The organism is Amycolatopsis sp. NPDC104863 (assembly GCF_055582965.1).
Window position 1 is genome coordinate 1 of record NZ_JBVJOW010000010.1, and the last position, 22,568, is coordinate 22,568.

At 70.9% G+C, this 22,568-nt stretch carries 19 protein-coding genes and 1 rRNA gene; 10 read left to right on the forward strand and 10 right to left on the reverse strand.

Annotation, left to right across the window (positions count from 1 at the left end):
• The 4 genes from ACZ63J_RS41295 to dnaE form a co-directional block, all read right to left on the reverse strand.
• A 16S ribosomal RNA gene (locus ACZ63J_RS41295) occupies positions 1-74 on the reverse strand; the annotation flags it as partial.
• A 371-nt stretch (positions 75-445) separates the two neighbouring features.
• Entirely contained in the window at positions 446-1,639 is a 1,194-nt protein-coding gene (locus tag ACZ63J_RS41300; protein ID WP_465407368.1) for a low temperature requirement protein A, read from the reverse strand.
• A gap of 422 nt (positions 1,640-2,061) precedes the next feature.
• Positions 2,062-3,543 (reverse strand): MFS transporter, encoded by a 1,482-nt coding sequence (locus ACZ63J_RS41305; protein WP_465407370.1) that lies wholly within the window; start codon positions 3,541-3,543, stop codon positions 2,062-2,064.
• Positions 3,544-3,615: 72 nt separating this feature from the next.
• Complete coding sequence (gene dnaE, locus ACZ63J_RS41310) at positions 3,616-7,200, reverse strand: DNA polymerase III subunit alpha (RefSeq protein WP_465314440.1); 3,585 nt, start codon at positions 7,198-7,200, stop codon at positions 3,616-3,618.
• Positions 7,201-7,710: 510 nt separating this feature from the next.
• On the opposite strand from dnaE, the gene ACZ63J_RS41315 reads away from it, so the two are divergent.
• The 5 genes from ACZ63J_RS41315 (at position 7,711) to ACZ63J_RS41335 (ending at position 13,778) form a co-directional block, all read left to right on the forward strand.
• Positions 7,711-8,358 carry a FadR/GntR family transcriptional regulator gene (locus ACZ63J_RS41315; RefSeq protein ID WP_465314445.1) on the forward strand — a complete coding sequence of 216 codons (648 nt, stop codon included), beginning with the start codon at positions 7,711-7,713 and terminating at the stop codon, positions 8,356-8,358.
• A 77-nt stretch (positions 8,359-8,435) separates the two neighbouring features.
• On the forward strand, positions 8,436-9,773 hold the full coding sequence (locus ACZ63J_RS41320) for an amino acid permease (RefSeq protein ID WP_465314444.1): 1,338 nt from the start codon (positions 8,436-8,438) through the stop codon (positions 9,771-9,773).
• The gene (locus ACZ63J_RS41325; protein ID WP_465407372.1) at positions 9,770-10,690 is read left to right on the forward strand and encodes an asparaginase; all 921 of its coding nucleotides are present in this window, start codon (positions 9,770-9,772) and stop codon (positions 10,688-10,690) included. Before ACZ63J_RS41320 ends, ACZ63J_RS41325 begins: the two co-directional genes overlap by 4 nt.
• Positions 10,690-12,081 (forward strand): aspartate ammonia-lyase, encoded by a 1,392-nt coding sequence (gene aspA, locus ACZ63J_RS41330; RefSeq protein WP_465407374.1) that lies wholly within the window; start codon positions 10,690-10,692, stop codon positions 12,079-12,081. Before ACZ63J_RS41325 ends, aspA begins: the two co-directional genes overlap by 1 nt.
• Before the next feature lie 71 nt (positions 12,082-12,152).
• Positions 12,153-13,778 (forward strand): CocE/NonD family hydrolase, encoded by a 1,626-nt coding sequence (locus tag ACZ63J_RS41335; protein ID WP_465407375.1) that lies wholly within the window; start codon positions 12,153-12,155, stop codon positions 13,776-13,778.
• Here the strand turns inward: ACZ63J_RS41335 and ACZ63J_RS41340 are convergent.
• Positions 13,753-14,520 carry a metallophosphoesterase gene (locus tag ACZ63J_RS41340; RefSeq protein WP_465407377.1) on the reverse strand — a complete coding sequence of 256 codons (768 nt, stop codon included), beginning with the start codon at positions 14,518-14,520 and terminating at the stop codon, positions 13,753-13,755. The genes ACZ63J_RS41335 and ACZ63J_RS41340 overlap by 26 nt on opposite strands.
• Entirely contained in the window at positions 14,517-15,149 is a 633-nt protein-coding gene (locus ACZ63J_RS41345) for a GntR family transcriptional regulator (protein ID WP_465407379.1), read from the reverse strand. Before ACZ63J_RS41345 ends, ACZ63J_RS41340 begins: the two co-directional genes overlap by 4 nt.
• Positions 15,150-15,195: 46 nt before the next feature.
• Here ACZ63J_RS41345 and ACZ63J_RS41350 point away from each other — a divergent pair, with 46 nt between their 5' ends.
• Entirely contained in the window at positions 15,196-16,365 is a 1,170-nt protein-coding gene (locus ACZ63J_RS41350) for an aminotransferase class V-fold PLP-dependent enzyme (protein ID WP_465407381.1), read from the forward strand.
• Positions 16,366-16,370: 5 nt separating this feature from the next.
• On the opposite strand, the gene ACZ63J_RS41355 is transcribed toward ACZ63J_RS41350, so the two are convergent.
• Positions 16,371-17,321 (reverse strand): SDR family NAD(P)-dependent oxidoreductase, encoded by a 951-nt coding sequence (locus tag ACZ63J_RS41355; RefSeq protein ID WP_465407383.1) that lies wholly within the window; start codon positions 17,319-17,321, stop codon positions 16,371-16,373.
• A 79-nt stretch (positions 17,322-17,400) separates the two neighbouring features.
• Between ACZ63J_RS41355 and ACZ63J_RS41360 the strand changes: the two genes are divergently transcribed.
• Together ACZ63J_RS41360 and ACZ63J_RS41365 are read left to right on the forward strand one after the other, a co-directional pair.
• Positions 17,401-18,894 carry an AMP-binding protein gene (locus ACZ63J_RS41360; protein WP_465407385.1) on the forward strand — a complete coding sequence of 498 codons (1,494 nt, stop codon included), beginning with the start codon at positions 17,401-17,403 and terminating at the stop codon, positions 18,892-18,894.
• An 18-nt stretch (positions 18,895-18,912) separates the two neighbouring features.
• Positions 18,913-19,329 (forward strand): cupin domain-containing protein, encoded by a 417-nt coding sequence (locus tag ACZ63J_RS41365; RefSeq protein ID WP_465340385.1) that lies wholly within the window; start codon positions 18,913-18,915, stop codon positions 19,327-19,329.
• Here the strand turns inward: ACZ63J_RS41365 and ACZ63J_RS41370 are convergent.
• Positions 19,326-19,790: a MarR family winged helix-turn-helix transcriptional regulator gene (locus tag ACZ63J_RS41370; RefSeq protein ID WP_465407387.1), complete on the reverse strand. Its 465-nt coding sequence runs from the start codon at positions 19,788-19,790 to the stop codon at positions 19,326-19,328. The genes ACZ63J_RS41365 and ACZ63J_RS41370 overlap by 4 nt on opposite strands.
• A 125-nt stretch (positions 19,791-19,915) precedes the next feature.
• On the opposite strand from ACZ63J_RS41370, the gene ACZ63J_RS41375 reads away from it, so the two are divergent.
• Together ACZ63J_RS41375 and ACZ63J_RS41380 are read left to right on the forward strand one after the other, a co-directional pair.
• Positions 19,916-20,428, forward strand: coding sequence for a carboxymuconolactone decarboxylase family protein (locus tag ACZ63J_RS41375; protein ID WP_465407491.1), 513 nt, complete (start codon positions 19,916-19,918; stop codon positions 20,426-20,428).
• A gap of 49 nt (positions 20,429-20,477) precedes the next feature.
• A complete protein-coding gene (locus tag ACZ63J_RS41380; RefSeq protein WP_465407388.1) occupies positions 20,478-21,212 on the forward strand; it encodes an SdrD B-like domain-containing protein in 735 nt (244 codons plus the stop codon).
• A 38-nt stretch (positions 21,213-21,250) separates the two neighbouring features.
• On the opposite strand, the gene ACZ63J_RS41385 is transcribed toward ACZ63J_RS41380, so the two are convergent.
• Both ACZ63J_RS41385 and ACZ63J_RS41390 read right to left on the reverse strand, forming a co-directional pair.
• Positions 21,251-21,826 (reverse strand): short chain dehydrogenase, encoded by a 576-nt coding sequence (locus ACZ63J_RS41385; RefSeq protein WP_465407390.1) that lies wholly within the window; start codon positions 21,824-21,826, stop codon positions 21,251-21,253.
• Between the two features lie 54 nt (positions 21,827-21,880).
• Positions 21,881-22,345 carry a hypothetical protein gene (locus tag ACZ63J_RS41390; RefSeq protein ID WP_465407392.1) on the reverse strand — a complete coding sequence of 155 codons (465 nt, stop codon included), beginning with the start codon at positions 22,343-22,345 and terminating at the stop codon, positions 21,881-21,883.
• Positions 22,346-22,568 lie beyond the last annotated feature (223 nt).

The following is a 22,568-nucleotide window of genomic DNA, read 5'->3' on the forward strand; positions in this document are numbered from 1 at the left end:
GTTCAGCGTTCGACTTGCATGTGTTAAGCACGCCGCCAGCGTTCGTCCTGAGCCAGGATCAAACTCTCCAACAATGAACAGTTTAATCGAGGCAAATTAATGCTCTCAAAGGAACCTCATACGAGGTTCAATACATAAGCTCTACTGGCTTAGTTCACTAGCACACTGTTGAGTTCTCAAGCAACACACTCTGGATCCACCCGCGTTATCGGCGGCTGAAACTCTCGGCGATTGTTTCAAGCTTTGTTCCGAGGCTACCACCTCGGTTCAGGACCACCCACTCTACCACGTTCGTGGGAGCTTGGTTCGTGGCCCCGGCGGCCGCCCGGTTTCCCTGGCGACTTGGAGAACTTTACATGCCCCGAAACGGCCTCGCACAGGGGGGTCCCCTTTATTCGCGCCAGGCCGCTGACCTGCGTCGATCCGGCAAGTAGCCGGGCAGCAGCTAAGTCTGCGGCTCCCCGTGGGTGGCGACGACCGTCAGCACAACGAGCGCGGCCGTCAGCACCGCCGCGATGTGGATCGGCGCCGGCGTGAACGACGCGGCGAAGACGAGCACCGCCGTCACCGGGAAACCGATGGCGATCGGGCGGCACTCGTTGGTCGGCCCGATGTGCAGCAGCCACACGCTCAGCAGGAAGACCGCGACCGGCACCGTCGTCGGCAACGCCGCGGCCACCCCGCCGAGCCCGTGCAACGCACCCGTGTCGTAGCCGACCGCCACCTCGAGCCCCGCTCCCACCGCCGCGGCCGACGCGAAGATGAAGTAGTGGCCGTAGCCCCAGCTCATCGACGTGAACATGGTCGGACGGCGGACGAGCCGCGTGTGCCCCGGGCGGTCGAAGTACAGCCACCACATCGAGAACACCAGCACCAACCCGGCCGCGGCCAGCGAAACCAACGCGCCGACGTGCCCGGGTTCGGCGGCGCCCTCCTTGATCGCGTTCGTCGCGCCGAGGATCACCTCGCCGAGCACGATCAGCGTGAACAGCCCGTATCGCTCGGCGATGTGGTGCGGGTGCCACGTGGTGCCCCGCCGGTTCTCCGCCCAGACCGGGACGGCCATCTCCAGCACCGCGAACACGACGAACGCGACGACGCGGATCCCCTGCGGCAGCCACTGGTAGGAGACCCACAGCACCTGGACCACCGCGATCCCGGTGGCGTAGCGCAGCGCGGCGGGCCGGCACCCCGGGTCCGACCGCGCGGCCCGCAACCACTGGAACACCATCGCCAGCCGCATCAGGACGTACCCGACGACCATCAGCCGGAAGTCGCCTTCGAACGCGCTCGACACCGAAGCCGCGACGGTCAGCCCGCCCGCGATCTGCACGAGCGTGGCCAGCCGGTACGGGACGTCGTCGGTGTCGAACGCCGAAGCGAACCAGCTGAAGTTCAGCCAGCCCCACCAGATCGCGAAGAACACCATGGCGAACGACGCGACGCCATGGGCGGCGTGGCCCTCGGCCAGCGCGTGGTGCAGGGACGCCCCCGCCTGGCCGACCGCGACCACGAAGCAGAGGTCGAACAGCAGCTCCAGAGGGGTCGCGACGCGGTGCTGCTCACTGCTGTCCCGCGACCGCATCGGCCGGTGCCACACGCGGATCCGGCTCCCGGGCCAAGACGGCTGCTCGGTCATCGAAGCTCCTGGTCTCGTGCCGGTGAGATGCGGTCATCCCAACATGATCACGAGCCGGGTGGAAGCACGACACGAAGAACGGGCGGGCCCGGTTCCCCCTCACCCGGGCCCGCCCGCCACCGTCACGCGCGCTGCCGGCAGCCGATGGGCAGCCCTTCCGCGAGTGCCGGACGGTCCCCCGCGGACGCCGACAACTCACTGGATGGAAGGTGACCGAGTGTGTCCATTCCCTCGAACTCCGGACGCCTCGATCGCTCAGGCCGGTCACCCCATCCCCGGGTGGCCGACCGATTGCCACTGTCGGTAGCCGAAGCCGCGCAGTGAAGGCTCCATAAGATCTACCCGGTTGCTCTGCGTAGCACCAGTGTCTTTCCGTGCTCGTCACTCGGATGGAGCATCGCGAATCTGCCGAAAGTAGTGTCTCAGCCCCGTTGGACGTCCGCGGCGGAGGTGTGCGCCTCCCGCGCTTCGCGTTCCTGGTCGGAAGCCTGCTCTCGGTGGCGCCGCGTCCGGAGCTCGGCGACGGCGAGCGCCAGCGCGCCGCACGTCAGGAGGGCGGCACAGCCGAGCGCGACGGTGAGCGCCACCGGGTAGCCGGCCGCCGCTCCGACGACCGCGCCGAACACCGACGCCAGCACGGCGGTGCCGATCGCCGTGCCGATGCGCTGCCCGGTCTGCAGCGCGCCGCCCGCGACCCCGGCCATCCGCACCGGCACGCACTCGAGCGTCAACGTCGTGTTCGGCGAGATCACCATGCCGCCGCCCACCCCCGCGAACAGCAGCGGCAGCGCAAACGCCCAGCCGGACGCCGACGGCGGGACGAGCTCGGCCAGCAGCGCCACGACGAGCAGGCCGACCGCGACCATGCTCAGCCCGGTGACGGTCAGCAGCCGGCCGAAGCGGGGCACCAGCCGTCCGGCGACCGCCGCGGAGACGGCCGAGCCGAGCGCGAACGGCGTCACCGACAACCCGGACTGCAGCGGCGAGTAACCGAGGCCCTGCTGGAAGAACATCGCGAAGACCAGCCAGATCCCGGCGAACCCGACGAAGTAGAGCGCGCCGACCGACGCCCCGACGGCGTACCCGGGCGTGCCGGTGAACAGCCGGGTGTCGAGCAGCGGGGACCGGCCGAGCCGGACCACTCGGTGCTCCCACCGCACGAACGCCACCCCGAAGACCACCGCGACGGGGAACAACCACCACAACCGTGCGAGCCCGTCCTGGTCGGATTCGACCACCGGGAGCAGCACCCCGAGGACCGCGACCGCGAGCAGCGCGATCCCGGCGAAGTCGATCTCGTCCCGGATCCGCAGGTGACGCTTCTCGCCGCGTGGCAGCAGCCGCAGGGCCAGCCCGAACGCGACCACGCCGATGGGGACGTTCACGTAGAACACCCAGCGCCAGCCGTCCTCGGCGCCGAAGACGGCGAGGATCACCCCGCCGAGGATCGGGCCGACGGCCGTCGAGATCCCGACGACCGCGCCGAACATCCCGAACGCGCGGCCGCGTTCGGGCCCGCGGAAGAGGTCCTGGATCAGGCCGGTGTTCTGCGGGGTGAGCATGCCCGCGGCCACGCCCTGGGCGAGCCGCGCGATGACGAGCGTCGTCTCGTTCGGGGCGGCGCCGGCCAGTGCGCTCGTGACGACGAACGCGGCGAGCGCGCCGAGGAACATGGTCCGGCGGCCGAACGCGTCCCCGAGGCGGCCGCCGGTGACCAGGACCAGCCCGAACGCGAGTGCGTACCCCGAGACGACCCAGCGGATCCCGCCGCTGCTCGCGTGCAGGCCCGACTGCATCGACGGGAGGGCGACGTTGACGATGCTGACGTCGAGCAGCCCCATGAACCCGGCCGTCAGCGAGACGGCGAGCGCTTTCCAGCGACGGGGGTCGGGTTCGTAAGTCATCCAGCTCAGCAAACACGAAAGGCGGGATCCGCGCGCGTTGTCCGCCGCGGTCCCGCCCGTTTCGCGCAGAACCTACGTGGAAGCGGTGATCCCGCGGATCCCCTTGAGCTCGCCGATCAGCATCGAGCTGACCTTCACCGGGTAGTCGTGGAGGGCGAACACCGTCTGGTTCCGCCCCACCAGCTTCAGGTGGACCATCGTTTCACCCTTGTGGGCGAGCAGCGTGGAGCGGAGCTCGCTGACCACCGACTGGTCGATCTTCTCCGCCGCGGCCAGCAGCACCAGCGGTGGCTCGTCGTCGCCGTTGCCCGTGCCGACCTCGGACAGGTCCAGCGTCGCCAGCCCGCCGCCGAAGATGGACATCTTGTCCTCGCGCCAGTTGACCCGGCCCTTGACCAGCACCGCGTTGTCCTCGATCAGCTCGGAGGAGAACAGCGCGTACGACTTCGGGAAGAACAGCACCTCCAGCGAGGCGTCCATGTCCTCGACCGTGCAGATCGCCCAGGGCTCGCCCTTCTTGTTGACCCGCCGCTCCAGCGACGTGATCAGCCCGGAGATGACGAGCTCGCCTTCCTTGGGCGGGTCGGCGAGGATGCCGGCGATCGGCTTCGGGGCGTGCTTGCGCAGGATCCGCTCGGCGCCGTCCAGTGGGTGCGCCGAGACGTACAGGCCGAGCATCTCGCGTTCGTAGGCGAGCAGCTGCTTGCGCGGGTACTCCTCCTCGCCGAACTTCAGGTGCGCGAGCGGCGACGACGACGGCTGCGCCTCCCCCTCGTCCCCGCCGAAGCCGAACAGGTCGAACTGGCCCATCGCCTCCTGGCGCTTGAGCGGGACGACGGCTTCCACCGCGTCTTCGTGGACCTGGATCATCGACAGCCGCGTGTGGCCGAGCGAGTCGAACCCGCCCGCCTTGATCAGCGACTCGATGACCCGCTTGTTGCAGGCCACGAGCTCGGACTTGTCGAGGAAGTCGGTGAAGGAGGCGTACTTGCCCTTCTCCGCGCGGGTCTTGATGATCGACTCGACGACGTTCGCGCCGACGTTGCGGACCGCGCCCATGCCGAAGCGGATGTCGTCCCCGACGGCCGCGAACCGCAGGGCCGACTCGTTGACGTCCGGCGGCAGCACCTTGATGCCCAGGCGGCGGCACTCGGACAGGTAGACCGCCGACTTGTCCTTGTTGTCGCCGACCGACGTGAGCAGGGCCGCCATGTACTCGGCCGTGAAGTTCGCCTTGAGGTACGCGGTCCAGTAGGAGACCAGGCCGTACGCGGCCGCGTGGCTCTTGTTGAACGCGTAGCCGGCGAACGGGAGGATCGTGTCCCAGAGCGCCTTGACGGCCTCGGCGGAGAACCCGCCCGGGAGCAGGTCGCTCGCCTTCATCCCGGCTTCGAAGCCCTCGTACTCGAGGTCGAGGACTTCCTTCTTCTTCTTGCCCATCGCGCGGCGGAGCACGTCCGCGCGACCCATCGTGTAGCCGGCCACCTTCTGGCCGATGTGCATGATCTGCTCTTGGTACACGATCAGGCCGTAGGTGTCGGCCAGGATCTCGCGCAGCGGCTCGTCGAGCTCCGGGTGGATCGGCTTGACCTTCTGCCGGTTGTTCTTCCGGTCGGCGTAGTCGTTGTGCGCGTTCATGCCCATCGGGCCGGGGCGGTAGAGCGCGCCGACCGCGACGATGTCGTCGAACACCGTGGGCTCCATGCGGCGCAGCAGGTCACGCATGGGCCCGCCGTCCAGCTGGAACACGCCGAGCGTGTCGCCGCGGGCGAGCAGCTTGTACGTCTCCGGGTCCTCGACGCCCAGGGTGTCGAGGTCGATGTCGATCCCGCGGTTGGCCTTGATGTTGTCGATCGCGTCGCCGATGACCGTCAGGTTCCGCAGGCCCAGGAAGTCCATCTTCAGCAGGCCGATGGCCTCGCACGACGGGTAGTCCCAGCCGGTGATGATCGAGCCGTCGTCACGCTGCCAGAGCGGGATCGCGTCGGTCAGCGGGTCGCACGACATGATGACCGCGCAGGCGTGCACACCCGCGTTGCGGATCAGGCCCTCGAGACCGCGGGCGGTCTCGAAGATCGTCTTGCACTCGTCGTCGGTCTCGACCAGCGCGCGGACCTCGGCGGCCTCGCCGTAGCGCTCGTGCTTGTTGTCGACGATGCCCGAGAGCGGGATGTCCTTCGCCATGATCGGCGGGGGCAGCGCCTTGGAGATCTTGTCCGCGATCGCGTACCCGGGCTGGCCGAAGTGGACCCGCGCGGAGTCCTTGATCGCGGCCTTGGTCTTAATGGTGCCGAAGGTGATGACCTGGGCGACCTTGTCCGAGCCGTACTTGTCGGTCGCGTACCGGATCATCTCGCCGCGCCGGCGGTCGTCGAAGTCGATGTCGATATCCGGCATCGAGACGCGCTCGGGGTTCAGGAACCGCTCGAACAGCAGCTTCTGCGGGATCGGGTCCAGGTTCGTGATGCCCAGGACGTACGCGACGAGCGAACCGGCGGCGGAACCACGGCCGGGGCCGACGCGGATGCCGACGCGGCGGGCGTAGCTGATGAGGTCGGCGACGATCAGGAAGTAGGCCGGGAAGCCCTTCCCGATGATGACGTCGAGCTCCTTCTCGATCCGCTCGGGGTAGCCCTCGGGCGGGCCGCCCGGGAAGCGCCACGCGAGGCCCTTCGCGACCTCTTCGCGCAGCCAGCCGCCCTGGTCGTAACCCTCCGGCACCTCGAAGAACGGCAGCCGGTCCTTGTGCGCGTAGACGTCTTCGTAGGACTCGACGCGCTCGGCGATCAGCAGCGTGTTGTCCGCCGCGCCCGGGACCTCCTTGTCCCAGTACTCGCGCATCTCGGCGGCGGCCTTGAGGTAGTAACCGTCGCCGTCGAACTTGAACCGGGTCGGGTCGTTGAGGGTCTTGCCGGCCTGGACGCAGAGCAGCGCGGAGTGCGTGTCCGCCTGGTCCTTGGTGACGTAGTGCGAGTCGTTTGTCGCGATCGGCTTGAGGTCGAGCAGCCGGCCGACCTCCAGGAGGCCCTCGCGGACCGACCGCTCGATCGGCAGGCCGTGGTCCATCAGCTCGAGGAAGAAGTTGTCGGCGCCGAAGATGTCCTTGTAGTCGGACGCGGCCTGGATCGCCGCCTCCTTCTGGCCCAGCCGCAGCCGGGTCTGCACCTCGCCGGACGGGCAGCCGGTGGTCGCGATGATCCCCGAGTGGTTCTCCGCGATCAGCTCGCGGTCCATCCGGGGCTTGCGGTAGTAGCCCTGCATGCTGGCCAGGGACGACAGCTTGAAGAGGTTCCGCAGGCCGGTCGCGTTCTGCGCGAGCATCGTCATGTGGGTGTACGCGCCGGCGCCCGAGACGTCGCCGCCCTCGCCCAGCTCGTCGGAGCCGCGCTGGTTCGACTGCCCCCAGAAGACCGGCTTCTTGTGGAACCGGCTCTCCGGCGCGATGTAGGCCTCGATGCCGATGATCGGCTTGAGGCCGTGTTTCTTCGACTGCTGGTAGAACTCGTCGCCGCCGTACATGTTGCCGTGGTCGGTCATGCCGACCGCGGGCATGCCGAGGCGCGCCGCCTCCGCGAAGAGGGGGGCGATCTTCGCCGCACCGTCGAGCATCGAGTACTCGGTGTGGACGTGCAGGTGGACGAAGGAATCGTTCGACACCAGCGAAAACCTCCCCTAGGTGAATGGGACCGGCTGCGCCCGGGTCCCTCACCCTAACCCGTGGCGTTGCCGGTCCCGACACGTACTGGCCCGGTCGATTCTGCTCCTCGCGGGCAGTGTTCCGCCGCTGGGACACGCCCCCCTTTTCGGGCGGTGATGAGCACGGTGCGGCGGGCGGGTACCGGCCGCTGCCGGGTGGTCACGCGGGGACGCCGGACGGGCGGGTGGGGCACTCCAGCCCCGCTCTTCTCGTGCGACGCCCGGGGCAGGGCGGGCCGGTTGCCGGCGGGCGAGGTGATCGAGGAGGCATCACGCGTGATCAGGGAGGCATCACGCGTGACTGGAGGGGCATCAGGCGTGCCTGGGGAGGCATCACGGCCGCGGCGGTGAGGTGAGCCACAGCGGCCCGGGCTCGCGTTGACAGCGCGTCCCCCGGGACCGAGCATTCCCCGCATGAACCTGTCTGACAGCCGGACAGCCGGACAAGGTGGTCCGCGGCGGGTCAGCGCCATGGAGGCCGTGCTGGCCCACCTGCGCCGGCTGATCGAAAACGGCGAGTACGCCGTGGGCGCCAAGCTGCCCTCCGAGGCCGCGCTGAGCAGGGAGTTCGAGGTCAGCCGGTCGGTCGTCCGGGAGGCCCTGCGCGGCCTGCAGGCCCTCGGCCTGACCGAGTCCAAGACCGGCAAGGGCACCTTCGTCACCGCCACCGGGCCCGCCGAGCACCCGACCTTCGGGCCCTACTCGGCCCGCGACCTCATCGAGGTGCGCCGGCACGTCGAAATCCCCGTCGCGGGCTATGCCGCCGTCCGGCGCGACCAGGACCACCTCGACCTGCTCGCCCACCTCGTCGACCGGATGGACGCCGAGACCGACAACACCGCCTGGGTCGCGCTCGACTCGCTCTTCCACATCACCATCGCCCAGGCCTCGGGCAACCCCGTGTTCGGGAAGGTGATCGAGGAGATCCGCGACGCGCTCGCCCGGCAGTCCGCCTTCCTCAACCAGCTCGGCGGCCGGCGGCGGCAGTCGAACGTCGAGCACCGGGAGATCGTCACGGCGATCGAGAGCGGCGACGAAGGCGCCGCCGTCGCCGCCATGACCGCCCACCTGCAGCACGTCGAAGACACGCTCACCAGCATCGTGAACGGGGACCAGTGACCGAGAAGACCCTCACCCGGGCCGCCGACGCCGGGGACGCCGGCTACGCCAAGGCGCTCAAGCCCCGGCACGTGACCATGATCGCCATCGGCGGCGCCATCGGCACCGGCCTGTTCCTCGGCGCGGGCGGCCGGCTCGCCCAGGCCGGGCCGGCGCTCGCGATCGTCTACGGCGTCTGCGGGCTCTTCGCGTTCTTCGTCGTCCGCGCGCTCGGCGAGCTGATCCTGTACCGGCCCTCCAGCGGCGCCTTCGTCTCCTACGCGCGTGAGTTCATGGGCGAGAAGGGCGCGTACGTCGCCGGCTGGATGCACTTCCTCAACTGGTCGACCACCGGCATCGCCGACATCACGGCCATCGCGCTGTACGCGCACTTCTGGTCGTTCTTCTCGCCGATCCCCCAGTGGGTGCTCGCGCTGATCGCGCTCGCCGTCGTGCTGACGCTCAACCTCGTCTCGGTGAAGCTGTTCGGCGAGATGGAGTTCTGGTTCGCCATCGTCAAGGTCGCCGCGCTCGTGCTGTTCATGGTGATCGGGATCTTCCTGCTGGTGACGCAGACGCCGATCGACGGCGCCGTCCCCGGCCCGCAGCTGATCACCGACCACGGCGGGCTCTTCCCGACCGGGCTGCTGCCGATGGTGCTGATCGTCCAGGGTGTCGTGTTCGCCTACGCCTCGGTCGAGCTGGTCGGCGTGGCCGCCGGCGAGACGGAGAACCCGGAGAAGATCATGCCGAAGGCGATCAACTCCATCATGTGGCGCATCGCGGTGTTCTACGTCGGGTCGGTCGTGCTGCTGGCGATGCTGCTGCCGTGGAGCTCCTACACGAAGGACCAGAGCCCGTTCGTCACCGTGCTTTCGCACCTGGGCGTGCCCGCGGCCGACAGCGTGATGAACCTGGTCGTGCTCACCGCGGCGCTGTCGAGCCTGAACTCCGGCCTCTACTCGACCGGCCGCATCCTGCGTTCGATGGCGACGGCCGGGTCGGCGCCGAAGTTCACCGGCGTGATGAACCGCAACCACGTGCCCTACGGCGGGATCCTGCTCACCGCGGCGGTCTGCGTGCTCGGGGTCGGGCTGAACTACGTCGTGCCGAAGGACGCTTTCGACATCGTGCTGAACTTCGCCGCGATCGGCATCCTCGCCACCTGGGCCATCATCGTGCTCTGCCACCTGCTGTTCGTGCGCAAGGCGAAGCGCGACGGCGTCGAGCGGCCGTCGTTCCGGCTGCCGTTCTCCCCCTACACCGAGATCGCGACGCTGGTGTTCCTGGCCGCCGTCGTGGTGCTGATGGGCTTCGACGAGACCGGCCGGATCACGCTCCTGGCGCTGCCCGCGATCGCCGTCGCGCTGGTCGTGGGCTGGTTCGCCGTGCGCAAGCGGATCGACATGCGCGCGTTCGACGAGGAGGGCCTGTGAGCCACGAACCGCTCGTCGAGCTGGTGCGCGACGGCCTGGTCGAGGGGGTCCACCACGGCTCGGCGGTCGTGCTCGCCCCGGACGGCACGACCCTGTTCACCGCCGGCGACCCGGACGCGCCGATGTACCCGCGGTCGACGGCGAAGCCGCTGCAGGCCACGGCGATGGCCCGGCTCGGCCTGCGCCTCTCCCCCGCCGGGTTCGCCATCGCGGCGGCCAGCCACTCCGGCGAGCCGGAGCACCTCGACGCCGCGTCGGCGGTGCTCGACGGCCGTTTCCCGGACGCGCTCGGCAACCCGGCGGACTTCCCGTACGACCCGGTCGAGCGCGACCGCTGGGTCGCCGCGGGCCGCGCCCCGAGCCGGCTGGCGCACAACTGCTCCGGCAAGCACGCGGCGATGCTCGCGACCTGTGACCTGAACGGCTGGCCGACCGACGGCTACCTCGATCCGGCGCACCCGCTGCAGCGCGCGATCGCCGCCACCGTCGAGGACCTGACCGGACGCGGCATCGAGCGGGTCGCGGTGGACGGCTGCGGCGCGCCGCTGTTCGCGACGACGTTGCGCGGGCTCGCCACGGCCGTGTCAAAGATCGCCACCGCCGCGCCCGGCACGCCGGACCACCTGGTCGCCGACGGGATCCGGCAGCACCCCAACCTGGTCGGCGGCAGCCGTCGCGACGTCACCGCCGTCATGCGCGCGGTGCCCGGGCTGATCGCGAAGGACGGCTTCGAGGCCGTCCAGGTCGCCGCGCTGCCGGACGGCACGGCGATCGCCGTCAAGATCGCCGACGGCGGTGACCGGGCCCGGCTGCCCGTGCTCGCCGCGACGCTGAAGCTGTGCGGCGCCGACGTCCCGTCCGGTCCGGAAAACCTGCGTGTCACCGGAAAACTGGCCGCCTCCGTGGGGAGCTTGTGATGACCACCCGCCGCGAACACGACCTGCTCGGGGACAAGGACGTCCCCGCCGGCGCGTACTGGGGCGTGCACACCGCCCGCGCCCGGGAGAACTTCCCGATCACCGGCGCCACGATCGCCGCCTACCCGCACCTGATCGAGGCCTTGGCGTCGGTGAAGGAGGCCGCGGCCCGCGCGAACGCCGAGCTGGGCCTGCTCGAACCCGAGATCGCCGACGCGATCGGCGCGGCCTGCCGGGAGATCCGCGAGGGCGCGCTGCACGGCGAGTTCGTCGTCGACGTCATCCAGGGCGGCGCCGGGACCTCGACCAACATGAACGCCAACGAGGTGATCGCGAACCGCGCGCTCGAGCTGCTCGGGCACGCCAAGGGCGACTACCACGTCGTGCACCCGAACGAGCACGTCAACCTGAGCCAGTCGACCAACGACGCGTACCCGACCGCGGTGAACGTCGCGACGATCCTCGCGGTGCGCGAGCTGTCCGACGCGATGGTCGTGCTGGAGCAGGCGTTCGCCGCCAAGGCCGTCGAGTTCCACGACGTCCTGAAGATGGGCCGCACGCAGCTGCAGGACGCGGTCCCGATGACGCTCGGCCAGGAGTTCGGCACCTACGCGGTGATGCTCGGCGAGGACCGGCTGCGGCTGAACGAAGCCGTCGCGCTGCTGCACGAGATCAACCTCGGCGCCACCGCGATCGGCACCGGCCTCAACGCCGCGCCGGGGTACGCCGAAGCCGCGTGCCGCCACCTGCGCGAGATCACCGGGCTGCCCGTCGTCATTGCGGCAGATCTTGTGGAGGCGACGCAGGACTGCGGTGCGTTCGTGCACCTCTCCGGTGTGCTCAAGCGGATCGCCGTGAAGCTGTCGAAGAGCTGCAACGACCTGCGCCTACTGTCGTCCGGGCCGCGCGCCGGGCTCAACGAGATCAACCTGCCGCCGGTGCAGGCCGGGTCGTCGATCATGCCCGGCAAGATCAACCCGGTGATCCCCGAGGTGGTCAACCAGGTCGCGTTCGAGGTGATCGGCAACGACGTCACCGTGACGATGGCCGCCGAAGCCGGGCAGCTGCAGCTCAACGCGTTCGAGCCGGTCATCCTGCACTCGCTGTCGGAGAGCATCACGCACCTGGGCGCGGCCTGCCGGGTGCTCGCACGGAGGTGCGTCGCCGGGATCACCGCCAACACCGACGTCCTGCGCTCCTACGTCGAAAACTCGATCGGCCTGGTGACGGCGTTGAACCCGGCGATCGGGTACGCGGCCGCGACGGAGATCGCGAAGGAGGCGCTGGCCACCGGGCGGGGCGTTGCCGAGCTGGTCGTCGAGAAGGGCCTGATCCCCGCCGAGGAGCTGGCGAAGCTGCTGCGGCCGGAGACCCTCGCCCGGCTGAGCTGACTTGCCAGGCGGCCGGTACGGGGTACCGTCGGATCCGGAAGGTGTGACTCCACTTCGGAAGGCGGGCGCCCGTGCTGGACCGACTTGTCGACAGGATGCTCGGGCTCCCCCGCGCCGAAGGCCCGAAACCGGTCGTCACGCGCGACCTGCCGGTGCCGATGGCCGACGGCGTCACGCTGCTCGCGGACCGGTACGCCCCGGCCGGCACGACGACGGCGCCGGTGGTGCTGATCCGCACGCCGTACGGGCGCAAGGGCCTGCTCTCGAAGCTCTTCGGCGACACGTTCGCCCGGCACGGCCTGCAGACGGTCATCCAGAGCACCCGCGGCTCGTTCGGCTCCGGCGGCGAGTTCCGGCCCTTCCACCTCGAGCGCGAGGACGGCGTCGCGACCGCCGAGTGGCTGCGCGCGCAGCCGTGGTGCGACGGGAACCTCGGCATGGCCGGCGCCAGCTACCTCGGGCACACGCAGTGGGCCGTCGGCCCCTACCTCGACCCGCCGCTGAAGGCGATGTGCCTCGGCGTCACGGCGTCGGAGTTCGTCTCGACGTTCTACCCGGGCGGCGTGCTCGCGGCGGACAACATGGTCTCGTGGTCGGCCATGATCGGCCGCCAGGAGGAACGCTTCGCCGCGTTCCCGAACCCGCTCCAGAAGCGCAAGACACGGCAGGCGATGTCGTTCCTGCCGCTGAGCCGCGCCGACGTCGCCGCGATCGGCAAGCCGGTGCAGTTCCTCCAGGACGTCACCGAGCACTTCGTGCCGGACGACACCTACTGGGCCATGTCGGACCACAGCGCCGACGTCGAAAAGCTGGCTGTCCCGGTGTCGATGGCCACCGGCTGGTACGACCTGTTCATCGGCTCGCAGCTGCGCGACTACCGCCGGCTCGCCGAGGCGGGCAAGGCGCCGCGGCTCACCATCGGCCCGTGGGCGCACGGCGAACCGGCCAGCATGGGCCCGATGATCCGCGACCAGCTCGGCTTCCTGCGCGCCCACCTGCTCGGCGACCGCACGCAGCTGCAGCGCGCGCCGGTCCGGCTCTTCCTCCAGGGCGCCGGCACCTGGCTGGACTTCGAGTCGTGGCCGCCGCCCTCGACCGCGACCGCGTCGCACCTGCGGCCGATCGGCGGGCTCGGCGAGGGTGTCGGTGACGAGGCGCTGCCGACGGCGTTCACCTACGACCCGGCCGACCCGACCCCGGCGGTCGGCGGGCCGCTGCTGACCGGCGACTGGAAGCAGAAGGACAACCAGGAGGTCGAGGCCCGGCCGGACGTCCTGGTGTTCACCGGCGAGCCGCTGCCCTCGGAGCTGGACGTCATCGGCGAGGTGTCGGCGACCGTCCACGTGCGCACCGAGCTGCCGTACGCGGACGTCTACGTCCGGCTGTGCGACGTCGACACGAGCGGGGTCTCCCGCAACGTCACCGACGGCATCCTCCGGCTGCGGCCGGGTGTCCCGGCGGCGGACGCGGACGGCGTCGTGACGGCGGAGGTCACGCTCGACCCGACGGCCTACCGCTTCCGCCGCGGCCACCGCCTGCGGGTGCAGGTGGCGGGCGGGGCGTTCCCGCGGTTCGCCCGCAACCACGGGACGGACGAGCCGATCACCTCGGCGGTCGACGGGAAGCCGAACCGGTTCGAGGTCTTCCACGACGCGGCCCGGCCGTCGCGGATCACGCTGCCGGTGTTCGGCGGCTGACCACGCGGTGGTGGGTGGTCACCCGGCCGTCGTCGTGCAGCACGTGCAGCAGCAGCGACGGCGGCCGTTCGAAGTCCAGCGGGCCGCCTTCGTCCCAGCCGCGCCCGGCGCCCGGCTCCCCCGGGAGCAGCGACGACGACACCACGCCCGGCGCGATCCGCAGGGGCACCCCGGCGAACGTCGTCGCCGCGCCCGTGTGCACGTGCCCGGCCAGGAGCGCCGTCACGCGCGGGTGCCGGCCGAGCACCGCGGCCAGCCGCTCCTCCCCCGACTGCCGGATCGCGTCCACGAGCGGGACACCGACCTCGACGGGCGGGTGGTGGAAGGCGACGAACGCCGGGCCGTCACCCTCGGAGAGCACGCCGTCGAGCCAGTCGAGCGTCTCGTCGGCGAGGAAACCCGCGCCGCGGCCGGGAATCGTCGAGTCGCACAGGGCGAACAGCACGCCGTCGACCTCCTGCGCGAGGTTCACGGGCGCGTTGGACGGCGGCAGCCCGAGCAGCCCTGCGCGGAACTCGGCGCGGATGTCGTGGTTGCCCGGGCACACCAGCACCGGCGCCGGGTGCGTCAGCAGCTGCGCGGCGCGCGCGTACTCCGCGGGCGCGCCGTGGTCGGCGATGTCGCCGGTGACGACCACGGCGTCGACCGCCAGCTCGGCCAGGTAGGCCATGACCGCGGCGGCGCGTTCGTCGGCCCGCGGCTCGCCGTCGAGGTGCAGGTCGCTGAGGTGCGCGATGATCATCGGTCGTCCTTTCCCAGGTACGCCAGCGCTTTCACCCAGTTGCGGACGAGCACCGCGGACGCTTGGGGCAGGTCGCCGTCCCGCAGCGCCGCGGCGATCCGGCGGTGCTCGCCGATGCTCTCCTCGGCGCGCGCCGCCCCGCCGAAGTAACACGACTCGTACCGCTTGAGCAGCGATTTGGTCTGCCCGATCAGGCGCAGCAGGTGCGGGTTCGGGCAGCGGGACAGCAGCAGCGCGTGCCAGCGATCGTCCACTTCGGACGGATCGCCGCCGTCGGCCAGCGTCGTGGCCATCTCGTCGGCGACGGTGTCGAGCGCGTCGGGCAGCCCGGCCAGCTCCAGCGGCGACGTCCAGCGCAGGGCGAGGGCCTCGAGCTCGGCGACCAGCGGGTAGAGCCGGCGCGCCTCGTCCGGGTCGAACGGCGGCACCAGGAACCCGCGGCCCGGCGCGGAGACGAGCAGGCCGCGGTCGGCCAGCCCGATCAGCGCCTCCCGCAGCGGTGTCCGGCTGACGCCCAGCTCGCGGGCCAGGTGCACTTCGTTGACCCGCGCGCCGGCGGCGAGCCGCCCGTCGAGGACGCGGGTGGTGATCTCCTCGATGAGGTCGCTGCGCAGCGGGGTCCGGGCCATGGCCGGGAGTATTGCATACAGATAGCAGCTACTGTATTCAGTTCCTATGACCTTCGACGTCGCACGCGCCCGCCGTGAAACGCCCGGCTGCGCCGAAGTGGTCCACCTCAACAACGCCGGCTCCGCGCTGCCCCCGGCCGTCGTCACCGACACCGTGGTCGACTACCTCCGCCACGAAGCGCTGGTCGGCGGGTACGAGGCGGCCGCCGAAACGAAGGACCGGCTGGACGCGGTGTACACGTCGGCGGCCCGGCTGGTCGGCGGCGAGGCCGACGACATCGCGATCACCGACAACGCGACGCGGTCCTGGCAGGCCGTCTTCTACGCGCTGCCGTTCGCCGCCGGGGACCGGATCCTCACCTCCCGCGCGGAGTACGCCAGCAACGCCATCGCGTTCCTGCAGGTCGCGCGGCGCACCGGCGCGGTGGTCGAGGTGGTCGGCGACGACGAGACCGGGCAGCTGGACGTCGAAGACCTGAAGCGGCGCGTCGACGGCAGCGTCAAGCTCATCGCGGTCAGCCACGTGCCCACCCAGGGCGGCCTGGTCAACCCCGCCGAGGAGATCGGCGCGGTCGCCGAGGCGGCGGGCATCCCGTTCCTGCTCGACGCGTGCCAGTCGGCCGGCCAGGTCGACCTCGACGTCACCCGCCTGAAGTGCGACGCGCTGTCGGTGACCGGCCGCAAGTACCTGCGCGGCCCGCGCGGCACCGGGTTCCTCTACGCGCACCCGCGGCTGCGGGAGCGGCTGGAGCCGGCGATGCTCGACCTGCACTCCGCGAGCTGGACGTCGCCCACCGAGTACGTCGTCGACCCGAGTGCGAAGCGCTTCGAAGTGTGGGAACGCGACTTCGCCGCCGTGTACGGCCTCGGCGCGGCCATCGACTACGCGCTCGGCTGGGGCCTGCCGGCCATCGAGACGCGCGTCGCCACTCTCGCCGCGACCCTGCGGAGCCGGCTCGCCGACGCCGGCGCCCAGGTGCACGACATCGGCGCGAAGAAGTGCGGCATCACGACCTTCAGCGTCGACGGCACCCCGGCCGCGGACGTCAAGGCCCGCCTCGCCGAGGCGGGCATCAACACGTCGGTGTCGTCGAGGACGTCGGCGCAGTACGACTTCACCGCGCGCGAGCTGCCCGACATGGTCCGGGCGTCGGTGCACTACTACAACACCGAAGAGGAGATCGACCTGCTGGTGAAGCAGGTCGAGAAGCTCTGACAGTCTCAGGCGAACGCGTCGACGCCGGTCAGCTCGGCCGACACCGTCCACAGGCGCTCGGCCTGCGCCGGGTCGACCGCGTAGTCCTTCACCCCTGACCGCCCGCCGTCGGCCGGAGCGGGCTCGGCGATGTCGCAGTCCTCGAGGTACACCCCGCCCAGGCCGTCGAGCTGCGGGGACGTCGCGGCCCAGACCTGGGTCGCGGCGCCCTGCTCGGGCGTCTTGACGTCGCCGGTCACCTCGCCGTCGGCGTCGAGCATCCCGGCGGCGACGAGCTCCTCGCGGTCGAGGTAGCGCACGAGGTCGGTCATGATCCGGCCCGGGTGCAGCGCGAACGCGCGGATCCCCCGCTCCCGCGCCAGCTTGTCGAGCTGGACCGCGAAGAGCACGTTCGCCGTCTTCGCCTGGCCGTAGGCGAGCCACTTGTCGTAACCCTGCTCGAAGTTCAGGTCGTCGAAGCGCACCGGGCCGAAGTGGTGGCCGCGCGAAGACACCGAAACGACGCGGGCGCCCGGCGTGAAGGCCGGCCAGAGCCGGTTCACCAGGGCGAAGTGCCCGAGGTGGTTGGTCGCGAACTGCGCCTCCCAGCCCGGCCCGACGCGGGTTTCCGGCGCCGCCATGATCCCGGCGCTGCCGATGAAGACGTCGATCCCGCGCCCGGAGGCGACGAACCGCTCGGCGAACGCGCGGACGCTGTCGAGGTCGGCCAAGTCGAGCTCGTCGACTTCGACGTTGTCGAGGCCCCGCAACGCTTCTTCCGCTGTGGCGCGGCGCCGGGCCGGGACGACGACGTGCGCGCCCGCCCGCGTCAACGCCCGAGTCGTCTCCAGGCCGAGGCCCGAGTAGCCGCCGGTGACGATCGCGAGCTTGCCGGTCAGGTCGATCCCGGCCAGGACGTCGGCCGCGGTGCTGGTGGCGCCGAAGCCCGAGCCGATCTTGTGCTGTGCAGTGGTCATACCCCGACGCTAGGAGCTGGAGTGAACTCCAGCGCAAGCCGGAGTGATCCACGGATCAGTGCGCGGTAGCGTGCGGAGCGTGAGCACCTTCTACGACGTCGCCGAACAGCACCCGGACCGGCTCGCGGTGCTCGCGCCGGACGGGACGGCCGCGACCTTCGGGCAGCTGGCCGCGCGGGCGAACCGGCTGACCCACGCGCTGCGGCGGCTCGGGCTCGGCGAGGGTGACGTCGTCGTCGCGATCGTCCACAACGGACTCCCCTACTTCGAGCTGCTGTTCGCCACCCTGCAGGCCGGGCTGTACTTCACGCCGGTCAACTACCGGTCTTCGGCCGAGGAGATCGCCTACGTCGTGGGCAACAGCGGCGCGCGGGTCGTCGTCGCCGAGGCCGACATCGCGCGGACGTGCGCCGATCTCGGCTCGGTGCACCGGTTCGCGATCGGAGAGGCGGACGGCTGGGGCGACTACGCGTCGTGGGGCGAAGACGAGCCGGACACCGCGCCGGAGCCGCGGACCGCCGGTCAGACGATGCTCTACACGTCGGGGACCACCGGGCGGCCCAAGGGCGTCCGCCGCGCGCTCAGCGGGAAACCGCCGTCGCTGCACGCGATCCACCGCGACCTGCTGGCGATGTTCGACGTCCACCCGGGCCCGGGGGTGCACCTCGTCGCCTGCCCGCTCTACCACGCCGCGCCCGGCTCGTTCGCCGTCAACGCGATGCACCTCGGGCACTCCGCGGTGCTCATGGACCGCTTCGACGCCGAAGAGACGCTGCGGCTGGTCGAGCGCCACCGCGTGACGAGCACCCACCTGGTGCCGACCATGTTCCACCGGATGCTGCGGCTGCCCGAAGACGTCCGTTCGCGGTACGACACGGCGAGCCTGGCCAGCGTGATCCACGGCGCGGCGCCGTGCCCGCGTGAGGTCAAGGAGCGGATGATCGCCTGGCTCGGGCCGGTGGTGCACGAGTACTACGGCGCGTCCGAGGGCCTGATCTGCGGCGTCACGGCGGCCGACTGGCTGGAGGCGCCGGGCACGGTCGGCCGGCCGCTGACCGGCGTGCGGCTGAAGGTCGTCGACGAAGACGGCGAGGACGTGCCGGACGGCGAGCCGGGCACGATCTACTTCAGCTCGGCGCACACCACGCTCGACTACCTCGGCGACCCGGAGAAGACGGCGGCCGCGCGGTCCGGCGAGTTCCTCACCGTCGGCGACTTCGGCTACCGCGACCCCGAAGGCCGCGTCTTCCTGCTCGACCGCCGGACGGACCTGATCCTCTCCGGCGGGGTCAACATCTACCCGGCCGAGGTCGAGGCACGGCTGCTCGGCCACCCGGACGTCGCCGACGCGGCGGTGATCGGCGAGCCGGACGACGAATGGGGGCAGCGGGTGGTCGCCGTCGTCCAGCCGGTGCCGGGAGTGCCCGGGGACGACGCGCTGGCCGCGCGCCTGGCCGAACACTGCCGGGCCGCGCTCGCCGGGTTCAAGACCCCGAAACGGTTCGACTTCACCGAGCTGCTGCCGCGGACGGAGTCGGGCAAGATGCTGCGCCGCACCCTGCGGCGGGACTGACCTCAGAGGAGCTCCCTGATGCGCAAGCCGTTGACCGTGCTCACCGCCGCCGCGCTCGCCGCGGTCCTGCTGCCCTCGACCGCGTCCGCGACGCCGGGCAGCGGCGTGACCGGCACGATCCTCACGCAGAAGACGATCGGGCACACCGACTACACCCTGCGCGAGATCACCGTCCAGCCCGGCGGGTACACCGGCTGGCACTTCCACGACGGCACGCTCTACGCCTACGTGAAGGCGGGAACGCTCACCCACAACCTCGCCGACTGCAGCGTCGACGGCGTCTTCGGCACCGGGCGCGCGTTCACCGAGCACCCCGACCAGGTGCACATCGGCCGCAACCTCGGGTCGACGCCGCTGGTGCTGGAGGTCCTGTACGTGCTCCCGGCGGGCAGCCCCCTCTCCGAGGACGCGCCGGACCCGGGCTGCGGCTTCTAGGCCGAGAACCAGCCCGCGGCGTCGAGCCGGTACGCCGCGGGCCCGACCACCGCGCGCAGGTCCGCCTCGAGGGCGGCGATGCGCTCCGCGCCGACCGTGCGTGCCCAGTCCGCGCGCAGTTCGTCGAAGATTTCGGCCGACTTCGTCAGCGCGTCGACACCGTGCGCGGTCAGCCGGACGATCTTGCGGCGCGCGTCGTCCGGGTCTTCGGCACGCTCGGCGTACCCGAGCGCTTCGAGCCGTTCGACGGTCTTGCCGGCCGCCTGCTTGGAGACGCCGAGACGGCGGCCGATCTCCGACGCCGTCGCGCCCGGGATCCCGATGGCCTGCATCGCGAAGCCGTACGACGGCCGGACGTGCGGATGGCCCCGGAGCGCGAGCTCGGCGTGCAGGCGGTCGATGAGCGTGCGGAAGCCGCCGAAGAGCAGGAAGGGCAGCTCGTAGCCGGGCGCGTCGGTCATGACCCCTTGCCAAGTTCGACAACCAGGTTTACGGTTTCGACAACCACATTGTCGATCCTACGTCTGGAGACGTCTTGTTCCCCGATCACACCCCGGAGTCTGCACCCCCGGCCGCCCGCCCGGCGATGGCGGCCACGGCGAAGAAGTTCGGCCACGTCCCGGCCGCCGTCGGGCGGCTGGCGACGTCACCCGAACTGCTGAACGGCTTCCTCAAGCTGAACGCGCTCTTCGAAACCACCACCCTGCCCGCCCTGGATCGCGAAGTGCTGGTCATGACGGTGACCGCACGCAACGGCTGTCACGTGTGCGTCGCCATGCACACCGCCGCGCTGGCGCGGCTCTCGGCGTCACCCGAACTGGTGACGGCGCTGCGGGCGCAGGCCCCGCTCCCCGACCCGCGGCTGGAGGCGTTGCGGCAGTTCGTGCACGCCGTCATGGACACGACGGGCGACGTGCCCCCAGCTGCGCTTTCGGCGTTCGTCTCCGCCGGATACACGCCACAGAACGCCTTGGAGGTGGTGCTGGGCATCGGCACCTACACGCTGTCGACGTTCGCGAACCGCCTGACGGACGCGCCCCTCGACGAGGTCTTCGCCGCCCACGCCTGGAGTCCCGAAACTGTCGGTGCCCCTCGCTAGTGTTTTTCCCGTCGGCGGCGAACAGGCCGCCCGAGAAGGGGGATTCACCGTGGGGCTGTGGGGAAGAGCGGCGCTTCTGGCGGTCGTGCTGATGGGGGCGGTGACCGCGCCGGCGGTGGCGGACACCGGTCCCGGCGACCTGGAGGGCCGCGTCTGGTTCGACCGCGACGGCAACAACATCGAGAACCAGGGCGAGCCGGGCCGGGTGGGCGCGAAGGTCGTCCTCCACCAGGTGTCACCGCCGGCCGACTACGTCGCTTACACCGACCAGGACGGCCATTACGCGTTCACCGGGCTCGCCCTCGGAGACTACACGGTCCACGCGATCGACGACGGCTACCGCACGAGCGGGTGGAACACGCAGGACCGCACGCTGGCGTTGCCGCATCCCACCGGCTACGACCACTTCGGGCAGCAGGGCGGCCGCATCCACGGCCGCGCCTGGGACGACACGAACGGCGACGGCGTCCGCCAGGACACCGAACCCCGCCGGGAGACGCAGTTTTCGCTCGTCGGCCCGAGTGGGTTCGAAGGACTGCTGAACCGCACGGTGACCACCACCGGCGGCGCGGACTACTACTTCGAAGACGTCCCGCAGGGCACGTACAAGCTGCAGACGACCGCCCCGCCGGGGATGACGGCGACGAAGTACCACGCGGGCACGGAGTGGTACCTGGACTCGGACTTCCACAGCGGGCTGGGAAGCCGGCTGTCGTCCGACCCGCTGTCGATCTGGCCGGGCTCCTACCTGCCCAACAACGACGTGGGGTTCGTCGTGCGGTGAGCCGGGCGCCGGTGGCGGTGAACTTCCGCCGCCACCGGCTATCCCGGTCTGACGGTGCTGCCGTTCGCGTCACCCTCGACGAGCGCGCGGTAGGCGTCGGCGACCACGGCCACCGGTGTCCCGCCGGTCCTTCCCATGGCCTCGAGGGTTTCGGTGACCCAGCCCGGGCTGACGACGTTGATCCGCAGGCCGCGGGGCAGCTCGGGCGCGGCCGAGCGGACGAACCCCTCGAGGCCGGCGTTGACGAGCGCGCCCAGGCCGCTGCCCGGGATCGGCTCGTCGAACGTGCCGCCGGTGAGGGTGATCGAACCGCCGTCGTTCAGGTGTTGCACGGCTCGCTTCGCCAGGGCCACCTGGCCGAGCAGCTTGCCGCGCAGGTCGTCCAGAGCCTGCTCGTCGGTCAGCTCGGCCAGCGGCCGCAGCGGCACGTTGGCGCCGCAGCACACGACGGCGTCGGCCGGTTCGCCGAACAGCGCGTCGAGCGAAGCGGGATCCCGGAGATCGGCGCGCACCGAGGCCGTCCGCGAGACGCGGACGACCTCGTGACGCGGTTCGAGAGCGGCGGTGACGGCCCGGCCGACGAGCCCGGTCGCGCCCAGCACGATGATCTTCACGCCGTCGACGCTACCGGCGCCGGCCTCCGGTCCGCCCGGGGATTTCCCGCGCGCTCAGAACGGCCGGGAGAAGTTGCCGAGGACCATGCAGTCCGGCGGCAGCCCGTCGGGCGTCTGGAGGTAGGAGCACCGGGTGATCCGGATCCGGTCGAACCCGCCGACCAGGTCGGGGTTGCCGAGCGTGAAGTGGATGGACCGGCTTCCGTGCGGGTAGTCGTCGAAGGTGACGGTGCGGCCTTCGGAGGCGACCCGGGCGGAGCCCTTCATCGCGTCGAAGACGATGTTGATCATCGTGACCGGGTTCGCGTCCCCGCTCATCCGCCAGTCGGAGATGTGGACGTCGCCCTGCACGTCGGCGACCCGGTTCCACCAGGTGAACGAGCCCGCGGTGCCGTAGCCGTACCCGACGTCGAACCTCGTCGAGTCGCCGACCTGCCCGGCGCTCGCCGTGCCGGTGGCGGCCACCAGGCCGCCGGCCACGGCCAGGATCGAGACCAGAGCGCGCAGCTTCCGATTCATGGATGACTCCTTCGCGTCGGCGCTTCGTCGACGGCTACTCGCGCGACAGGCCTCGAAGGTTTATGTGACTCAGGTCTCATTTTCCCGTGTCCGGTCCCGGCCCGCGGCGACGACCCCTCGGTGACCGCACCACCGAGAAGGAGTCGAAATGGACAAGCCGGCCGGACGGCGGGAGTGGCTGGGGCTGATGGTGCTCGTGCTGCCCACCCTGCTCGTCGCGATG